Origin of the sequence: Microbacterium sp. BF1 (genome assembly GCF_019279095.1) — a bacterium.
GTDB lineage: Bacteria > Actinomycetota > Actinomycetes > Actinomycetales > Microbacteriaceae > Microbacterium > Microbacterium maritypicum.
On sequence record NZ_JAGYWT010000073.1, the window covers coordinates 1 to 7,994 of the forward strand.

Here is a 7,994-nt window from a genome sequence, read left to right on the forward strand (position 1 = left end):
TCGGGTGCTACGGCGTGCAGCGCATCCATCGGCTTCCGCACGTGATGATCCTGGCGGGCGCGGGAGTGGGCGGAGGCTCGCTCAACTACGCGAACACGCTCTATCAGCCGGGTCCCGCGTTCTTCCACGCCGATGTCGACCGTGAGGCCGCGGAGGCTCTCGCCACGGAGATCGGCGGGCAGGCGTGGTGCGTCGACCTGTCCGACCTCGGTGCGCTCGCCGATGCCCGCATCGACGTCGACATCCTCGTCAACAACGCCGGAGTGCAGCACGTGAGTCCGATCGAGGACTTCGCACCGGAGCGGTTCTCGTTCATCCTGCGCCTCATGCTCGAAGCGCCGTTCCTGCTCATCCGCGCCGCACTCCCGGGAATGTACGACCGGGGCTTCGGGCGGGTGATCAACATCTCGAGCGTGCACGGCCTGCGCGCCTCGGCCTACAAGTCGGCGTACGTCGCGGCGAAGCACGGTCTGGAGGGGCTGTCGAAGGTGACGGCGCTGGAGGGTGGACCGCGCGGGGTGACGAGCAACTGCATCGATCCCGGGTACGTGCGCACGCCGCTCGTCGAGAAGCAGATCGCCGATCAGGCCCGGGTGCACGGCATCCCCGAGGAGGACGTCCTCGCGAACGTGATGCTGACCGAGTCGGCCATCAAGCGGCTCGTCGAGCCGAGCGAGGTCGCCTCCCTCGCGCTGTGGCTCGCGGGCGATACTGCGGGGATGGTGACCGGGGCGAGCTACACGATCGACGGCGGATGGTCGGCGCGCTGACTGGTCGGCAGAAGCGCATTCGTGCGAATGGATGCAAGGGGTTGCAACCTCGCCCGGTATACCATTTCGCCATACGCCCAGCAGTGTCAGTCCCCAGCTGACCGTGGGCGGGGCGGCTCAGCCGTCATGCGGAGGGAGAGTGGATCTCTTTTCGATCCCGAGGGGGGATGGGGTGGGAGTTCGGTCCCCAGCCGGCACCCACCCCCACACTCGGCCCCTCCGCCACTCCGCGCGGTCGCATCGGCTCAGTTGAATCTGCTCACGATCCAGAACCCGGCGATCATGAGCGCGATGACGATGGGTATCCATGTGCCGCCGCGTTTGAGTCGCCGCCCTTGAGGGGCGACTCCGGGCGGCGGGGTGAGCAGGCCTGCAGGCGGCGCGAACGGCAGCGACGGACTCGACGTCGGGGCCGATGCCCCCGCTCTCGTCTCGGCGACGAGCCGCTCATCGCGCCACCGCGCCCACTGCTCGAACTTCGTCAGCAGGGCGCCGACGGTACCGAACAGCCACGCCCAGGTGTCGGGATCGAGGGTCGACACCTTCCGCTGCGTGTAGAGGAAGAGCCAGTCGTCGACGATCTCCACGTCGAGCTCGGCGGCGTTGTCGATGAACCGCGCCATGATGTCGGGCGTGAAGAGATAGAGCGCGTCGCGTTCGTATCCCTCGGGGCAGTAGAGCGTGAAGTGCTGGTCGAAGTCGCCCTCGAGCGACAGCCGCTGGCTTCGCTGGAACGATGCCGGCAGGTTCGAGCCGAACCCGTTGTTGCCCTTGGCGTCGAGGACGATGTTCGGCAGCGGTGCATCGAGCTTCACGGCCACGTAGCCCCAGCGGTAGGTCGTGGAGTTCTTTCCCGACTGCACCGTGTACTGGTAGTTGCCGAATTCGACGAAGCGTGGCCTGGTACCGCGGATCAGATCGGTGGACTGCCGTCCTCGCCCGAGGTGGAAGATCATGCCGGGCAGCCGCGGGTCGACGACCTTGGGCTCGTAGGTCATGCCGTTGGTCTGTGCGAACCGATGCAGGCGGTACCGCGTCGTCTGGGCATTGCGCACGCCCAGCCAGATCATGAAGCCCGCGGCGGCCAGCAGAAGCGCGATCAGCACGAGGGGGATCGCTGCGGACGGGGGGGAGCCGCCGAAGGATGCCAGGCTCAGGACCACGCTGATGAGGACAGGCAGCATCACCACGGCGACGATCGCGACCGCCACGACGCCGATGATCGTGGATGCCCCGGTGCCACCCGTCGGCCGGGAACGGAGCTCCGCGGCGAAGGCGCGCACCGCGCTCGCGTCGACCGGATCGGTGAGGGGTCGGGCGTCGAAGGTCATCGGCGGGGACGTCACCTGTTCACCGCATCGGCGTCCCACGTGAGGTCGGCGCCCTCCGGGAGCGGGAGGGCTTCCAGGTGCTCGTCCGCGCACAGCGCCTCGATCAGTGCGGGCGAGCCGGCCACGATCGTGGAGTCGAAGTCGACCTCGCTCACCAGCACCCAGGCGTGATCCTCCGGCCAGAGGAGGCTCGGGCTCTGTGCCGCCGGCGGGAATCCGCGCTCCTCGGCGGGGAGATCGCGCCAAGGCACGTGCAGCACCCACTCCGGATCGGCGAACGCACGCGGGGCAGCCGAGAACAGCACGTGTCCTCGTCCTGGCAGCTCGAACCTCGGCCCCTCCGAGATCTCCTTCGAGAGGATGCCCTCCTGCCAGGTGGGCTTGCGGAAGACGTTGTTGAACGGATCGCGCGCGCTGCGGTCGAGCATCGCCTGATGGTTCGGATCGTCCGAGAATGTCGGGAACGAGCCCGATGGGGTGATGCCGACAAAGCCCAGCAGATCGCCTCGCCCCTCCCAGAGCGCGGCGAAACCGGCGTCCGGCGTCTGCGTGTGCTCGACGAGGTGGGTGACGATGTTCGCCAGGTGGGCAGGTTCCAGCTCGCCCTCCATCGGCGCGGTGAACTTGCGACCGTCGGGGGCGATCCGCGTGCGCCAGTCGCCGTCGGACGGGGTGCGCACGAGCCGGTTCCACTGCGCGAGCGGGTGGAGGACGGTGCCGAAGGCCGCCGCCGTCTGCGCCCACGACACCGGCTCGTCGACGAATCCGGCCATGAGCGCGTGCTGTGCGGACTCGGGCATCCGCACCCACTCGTCCGCCGTCGGAATCGCCCGATCCGGCGATGAGCGGACGATGGCCGGATGGAAGATGCGCGCATACGCGGGAAAGCCGCGGGGCACCACCACATGCATGGTCTCGTTGCCGGCGTCGAGCCGCTCACGCAGCCATGCCCCCGCCGAGGGATCGGGCGTCCACTCCATGCGACCACGCTACCGGGCACTGCGCTGTTCGTGCGGTCGGCGGACACCGGGTGCGCACAGAGCCGCCCTAGGCTGACGTCGTGGAGACCGAGACCGAGATCGAGACCGTCGCGCCGCAGACCCGCCGCGCGTGGGGAATCGGCCGCATCGTGGTCGGCGCCTCGGTCATCGCGGTCCTCCTCTACGCCTACGCTCTGCGCATCGCCGTGGGGGACGCGAGCCCGTTCGACTACTTCGGGTACTTCACGAACCAGACCAGTCTCATCGCGGCGCTCGTCCTGATCGGCAGCGGTGCACTCGTGACGACCGGCCGATCGGTTCCCTCGTGGTTCGCGTTGCTGCGCGGCATCGTGACCGCCTACCTGCTCGTGGTCGGCGTGATCTACAACGTGCTCGTCCCCGGCACGGGTTCGGCGCCGCCCTGGGTGAGCGTGCTGCTGCACGTCGTCTTCCCCGTGCTCGTGGCGCTCGACTGGCTGCTCATCGGCGATCGCCCCCGGCTGCCGTGGTCCCGACTCTGGATGCTCGTGCCCTACCCCCTGATCTGGCTGGTCTTGGTGCTGTGGCGCGGAGTCACCGACGGCTGGGTGCCCTACGGCTTCCTGCTCCCCGAACGCGGGCTCGGCTCGCTGATGCTCCACGTGCTCGGGCTGCTCGTCGCCGTGCTGCTCGCCGGCGTCCTGGTCTGGACGGCCAGCCGATTCCGCGGCGTGTCGTTGAGGGAGAACGCATCCCCCCTCGGCTGAGCCGATTTTCCTTGGTGCTCCCCGGGCGGGCACTACGGTGGGAACCGCGTCACGCGAGCCGACTGTCATGGGGGAGAGTTCGAATGCTGAATCAGGCCGAAGCCGTGTCCGGCGAGCGGGTCTTCCGCAGGAACCCGCTCCGTTCGGCCGTCGGCGCACTCGTGCTCTCCGCGGTGCTGTCGGCGGTGACGCTCTTCGTGCTCCCGAAGTTCCTGCCGCGCACGATGAACATCTCGACCCGCGGCGTGCTGGTGCTCGTCGTCGCGGTCGCGCTGACCGTGGCGGTGTTCGCCGGCTTCTTCTGGTTCCGCAACATCCGGATCGTCGTACGCCCCGATGCGGTCGAGATCGGCAAGGCCGGCAACCGCGAGACGTTCCTGCGCGCCACGACCGCCTTCCGCTCGAAGATCACCGAGCACCGCACGAACGGACTCCCCAGCGGCACCACGCGCGCCCTGATCGTGCACACCGGCGACCGCGAGATCACGATCGAGCTGCCCGGGTACTCGCGACCCCTGTTCAACGACCTCATGGCGACGCTGAACCCGATCGCGCCGCCGGTGTTCGACGACCCTGTCGCGGCCGCGCGCGCCGGAGCCCAGCTGCCGACGCAGTTCACGATCGACGCCACGGGGGAGCGGCGCCTGGCCACGCGGCTCACGGTCGCCGCCGTCGTATTCCTCGTCATCGCGATCGGCGTGGGGCTGCTCGTGGCGGTGCCCGGTTTCGTCGACAGCGAGCTCTCGGCACTCATCCTGCTCGCGCCGTTCTCCGCGGTCGCCGCCATCGGCTTCGGGATCGGCGCCGTGCAGCGTCGGCGCCTGGTGCGTTCGATCCCCGCTCAGGTCTCGGTCGACTCCCAGGGCATCCGCATCGACGGCGTCGGCACGCCCTACGCGCAGCTGGCCCGCATCTGGTTGACCCCGCCCGCGTACCCGGTCAAGCGACTCCGCTTCGACCGCGCTGCCGGCAAGACCACGACGCACCTGCTGGCCTCCTCCCGCGTCGGCATCACGCCCGACTACGGCGATCTCCTCCTCGCTGTGCGCGCCCGTACGGCGCATCTGCCTGGCCTGCTCTCCCTGGACCTCGAGTGACGGGGGAGTCGGGGCACGACCCCGAGTACCCGATCATCACGGAGCGCCTGCTCCTGCGCCCGATCGCGCCCGCCGATGCCGCACCGATGCACGTCTACAAGTCCGACCCTGAAGCCGTACGGTACGTGCCCTACGCGCCACTGGAGCTCGCGGAGGTCGAACAGCGCATCGCCACCACCTGGTCGAACACGCGCTTCGCGAAGGAGGGCGACGCGGTCTCCCTCGCCGTCGAGGAGCGTTCATCCGGCGCACTCCTCGGCGACGTGGTGCTGTTCTGGCGCAGCGAGAGCGACCGATCCGGCGAGGTCGGGTACATCTTCGACCCGCGCGCCGGCGGCCGTGGCTATGCGACCCAGGCGGTCGACGCGCTCCTCGCGCTGGGCTTCGACGGCGTGGGCCTGCACCGCATCGTGGCGCGCATCGACGAGCGCAACACGGCATCGGCCGGGGTCGTGGAAAGGCTCGGCTTCCGCCGCGAGGCCCGTCTGGTGGAGAGCGAACTGTTCAAGGGCGAATGGACGACGTTGCTCGTCTACGCCCTCCTCGAAGACGAATGGCGGGGGCGCGACGGCGCGGACGGCTCGTGACGGGATCCCCCATAATCGAGGATGTGACTGCGACTGCAACCCTTCCCTCCCTCGACGGCCGCCGATTCCGGATGGTGTCGTCCACGACCTCTGCGGTCGACCCGGAATCCCCGAGCATCTTCGAGTATTTCGAGCGCGACGGCGCGATCTGGGGCGGGTACGAGGGTGACACGGTCACCTTCGGCAAGTTCGTCGGCACCCGCACGGGTGACACGATCTGGGTGTCTTTCGTGCACGTGCTCAAGGCCGACGGCACGGTCGTGACCGGCGACGGCGAGAGCGAGCTGGAGCTGACCGACGGGGGCGGCATCCGCCTGGTCGAGCACTACGAGATGCACGGACTCCCGCAGCTGAGCGTGTGCGAGGAGATCACCGCCTGAGGCCTGCGCCTCAGCGCGGCGGCAGCGCGTCGCGACCGGGCGAGGCCGGCGTCCACCGTGTCATCCCGAGCGGTGCGGTGACGCTGCTTCGTTCCGGCAGGTCCCCCGGCAGCAGGTAGGGGCGGCGGATCACCTCGTCGAGCACCACCACGCTGACCACCGTGCGCACCTCGGGAAGCTGAGCGATCACTCCGGTGGAGAACTCGTGCACGCCGCTGACATCGACGGCGCGGATCAGCAGCATCGCGTCGTGCTCGCCTGTGGTGATCGCGCACCACTCCACATCGGGCATCTCCAGCACCCGCTCCCGGAACGACGCCCAGGCCTGCGGCATCACGGTGACGAAGACGAGGGCGCCGATGGAGAGCCCCGCCTTCGCCTGATCCACGCGGGCGCTGAAGCCCGTGATGATGCCGTCGTGCACGAGCGACTCGACGCGCGTGTAGGCGTTCGCGCGTGAGATCCCCACCTTGTCGGCGAGAGCCGCGATCGAGACACGACCGTTATCACGCAGGACTTCAAGGATTCTGTACGCCGTCTCGTCCAATGGGGCGGCACTTCGTCCAGAATGCTTCGAATCTTCCGCATTCTTGCTGGACATATTGTTCCTCACATCCGAGGTTCTGGACAGAGCGTGTCGAGGTGACCCACTCTTGCTGGACACATCGTCGCATATGATGCGAATCTGATCCACGGTCGTCCACATCGGTGGCGACTCACCCGAATGTACTCCTCGCCTCTGGAGGCCCTCATGTCGTCACGCCGTATCACGCCGGTCATCGCGCTCGGAGCCACAGCGCTCCTCGCGCTCGCAGGTTGCTCTGGAGGGAACTCGGCGACCGGCGGCGGGCTGTCCGGATCCGACTCCCTCGTCATCGACACCGCGTTCTCGATCGAGACCACCGACCCGGGACACACCTACGACCCGACCGGCAACATGATCGCGAAGGCCCTGTACGAGACCCTCGTCGACTTCGAGGGCTCCGACGTCTCCACCCCCGTCCCCGGCCTCGCATCGTGGGAGCAGAACGACGAGGCGACCGAGTTCACCTTCACGCTCGACGGCGACCGCGTCTTCTCCGACGGCTCGCCTATCGAGGCGAAGGACGTCGTGTTCTCGCTGCAGCGCATCCAGGGCATGGAAGACGCCAAGCCCAACTTCCTGCTCGGCGGTCTCACCATCACCGAGGTCGACGACAAGACGATCGAGTTCACGTCCGAGACCCCGCTGCTGCAGCTGCCCGCGATCCTCGCGAACCCGGCGCTCGGCATCGTCAACTCCGACGTCGTCATCGAGAACGGCGGCGCGATCGACGGCACCGACTCGGCGCAGAAGTTCCTCGACGGCGCCTCCGCGGGCTCCGGCCCCTTCGTGCTCGACACGCTCGACCTCAGCTCGCAGGTCGTGCTGACCAAGAACGACGAGTACAACGGCGACGAGGCATCCGACTACAAGCGCGTGGTCGTGCGCAACGTCTCGGAGAGCGCCACCCAGCTCGCCAACCTCAAGGGCGGCGACTCGATGGTCGCGATGGACCTGAACGGCGACCAGGTCGCCGGTCTCGGCGACGGCATCACGGTCGACTCCGTCCCCTCCGGCCAGACCATCTTCCTGCTGCTCAACCAGTCCGAGGCCGTCGCCGGTGACCTGGCGAACGTCAAGATCGCCGAGGCGATCCGCTACGCCCTCGACTACGACGCACTGCTGGAGCTGGCCGGTGCCGGTTCCGTGCAGGCGACCGGCGTGATCCCGCCCGGATTCGAGGGCGCCCTCGACGGCGGCGTGGAGCAGGACCTCGACAAGGCGAAGGCCGCGCTCGCCGAGGCCGGCTACACGGGCCAGACCCTCAAGCTGCAGTTCCCGAACGACTACCCGGTCGGCGGCGTGGAGTTCACCCCGCTCGCCGAGCGCGTGCAGGCACAGCTCGAAGACGCCGGCATCACGGTCGACCTCGCCCCCGCGCCCTTCGCGACCGAGCTCGACGCCTACGTCAACGGCACCGAGGGCTTCGGCCTGTGGTTCTGGGGCCCGGACTACGCCGACTCCGCGAACTTCCTGCCCTTCGCCCCGGGTCTGAAGGTCGGCCTCCGCGCCGGCTGGGC

Annotated in this window: 9 protein-coding genes; 6 read left to right on the plus strand and 3 right to left on the minus strand. The window is 68.7% G+C overall.

All coding sequences use genetic code 11. The features are described from left to right. The first annotated feature begins 44 nt into the window (after nt 1-44). Complete coding sequence (locus KZA10_RS04385) at nt 45-770, plus strand: SDR family oxidoreductase (RefSeq protein ID WP_218682276.1); 726 nt, start codon at nt 45-47, stop codon at nt 768-770. 245 nt (nt 771-1,015) lie between these two features. Here the strand turns inward: KZA10_RS04385 and KZA10_RS04390 are convergent, their stop codons facing one another. Together KZA10_RS04390 and KZA10_RS04395 are read right to left on the minus strand one after the other, a co-directional pair. Beyond that, nucleotides 1,016-2,101 carry a DUF3137 domain-containing protein gene (locus KZA10_RS04390; RefSeq protein WP_218682272.1) on the minus strand — a complete coding sequence of 362 codons (1,086 nt, stop codon included), beginning with the start codon at nt 2,099-2,101 and terminating at the stop codon, nt 1,016-1,018. A gap of 11 nt (nt 2,102-2,112) precedes the next feature. Then, entirely contained in the window at nt 2,113-3,081 is a 969-nt protein-coding gene (locus KZA10_RS04395; RefSeq protein ID WP_218682273.1) for a hypothetical protein, read from the minus strand. An 80-nt stretch (nt 3,082-3,161) separates the two neighbouring features. On the opposite strand from KZA10_RS04395, the gene KZA10_RS04400 reads away from it, so the two are divergent. From KZA10_RS04400 to KZA10_RS04415, 4 genes are all read left to right on the plus strand, one after another. Further along, the gene (locus KZA10_RS04400) at nt 3,162-3,827 is read left to right on the plus strand and encodes a Pr6Pr family membrane protein (protein ID WP_308289580.1); all 666 of its coding nucleotides are present in this window, start codon (nt 3,162-3,164) and stop codon (nt 3,825-3,827) included. 83 nt (nt 3,828-3,910) lie between these two features. Continuing rightward, nucleotides 3,911-4,924 carry a hypothetical protein gene (locus KZA10_RS04405; protein WP_218682274.1) on the plus strand — a complete coding sequence of 338 codons (1,014 nt, stop codon included), beginning with the start codon at nt 3,911-3,913 and terminating at the stop codon, nt 4,922-4,924. After that, nucleotides 4,921-5,511, plus strand: coding sequence for a GNAT family N-acetyltransferase (locus KZA10_RS04410; RefSeq protein WP_218682275.1), 591 nt, complete (start codon nt 4,921-4,923; stop codon nt 5,509-5,511). Before KZA10_RS04405 ends, KZA10_RS04410 begins: the two co-directional genes overlap by 4 nt. 23 nt (nt 5,512-5,534) lie before the next feature. Then, on the plus strand, nt 5,535-5,891 hold the full coding sequence (locus KZA10_RS04415; RefSeq protein WP_308289581.1) for a hypothetical protein: 357 nt from the start codon (nt 5,535-5,537) through the stop codon (nt 5,889-5,891). Nucleotides 5,892-5,901: 10 nt separating this feature from the next. Here KZA10_RS04415 and KZA10_RS04420 read toward each other — a convergent pair whose 3' ends face one another. After that, nucleotides 5,902-6,492 carry an Lrp/AsnC family transcriptional regulator gene (locus tag KZA10_RS04420; protein ID WP_229778786.1) on the minus strand — a complete coding sequence of 197 codons (591 nt, stop codon included), beginning with the start codon at nt 6,490-6,492 and terminating at the stop codon, nt 5,902-5,904. A gap of 123 nt (nt 6,493-6,615) precedes the next feature. Here KZA10_RS04420 and KZA10_RS04425 point away from each other — a divergent pair. Further along, a partial coding sequence (locus KZA10_RS04425) for an ABC transporter substrate-binding protein (RefSeq protein WP_256934409.1) occupies nt 6,616-7,994 on the plus strand: 1,379 nt, incomplete at its 3' end.

Bases quoted from the DNA above. Each gene is read 5' to 3' on its own strand.
- KZA10_RS04390 (WP_218682272.1), bottom strand. From the start codon at position 2,101: ATGACCTTCGACGCCCGACCCCTCACCGATCCGGTCGACGCGAGCGCG.
- KZA10_RS04405 (WP_218682274.1), top strand. From the start codon at position 3,911: ATGCTGAATCAGGCCGAAGCCGTGTCCGGCGAGCGGGTCTTCCGCAGG.
- KZA10_RS04420 (WP_229778786.1), bottom strand. From the start codon at position 6,492: ATGTCCAGCAAGAATGCGGAAGATTCGAAGCATTCTGGACGAAGTGCC.
- KZA10_RS04395 (WP_218682273.1), bottom strand. From the start codon at position 3,081: ATGGAGTGGACGCCCGATCCCTCGGCGGGGGCATGGCTGCGTGAGCGG.
- KZA10_RS04385 (WP_218682276.1), top strand. From the start codon at position 45: ATGATCCTGGCGGGCGCGGGAGTGGGCGGAGGCTCGCTCAACTACGCG.